This window comes from Ruoffia sp. FAM 24228, assembly GCF_045528575.1.
Classification (GTDB): Bacteria; Bacillota; Bacilli; order Lactobacillales; family Aerococcaceae; genus Ruoffia; species Ruoffia halotolerans.
Map to the genome: position 1 here is coordinate 1 of NZ_JBGQQZ010000197.1, position 205 is coordinate 205.

The 205-nt window shown below is 37.1% G+C and carries 1 pseudogene; it reads right to left on the minus strand.

Annotated elements, in window-relative coordinates:
* Nucleotides 1-205 (minus strand): annotated as a pseudogene (locus ACEN33_RS12635) (IS30 family transposase); the annotation flags it as partial.

Below are 205 nucleotides of genomic sequence, written 5' to 3' on the forward strand. Positions count from 1 at the left end.
GGAGTGCCGATATTAAACTTTCCTCGCGTTTCTTGAGGCTCTCGACTTTTTCCTTTGTGTCTTAAGACAGTTAGGGGTACCTTTAAGATATCTTGGTAAATCCAGTTATAGATGGATTTAAAGGAAATTTTCCCCTGATAATCTCGTCCAACAATTTGTTCAGGTGACCATGTACGTTCTAATTTATCTTGAATGTCTTTAAGTA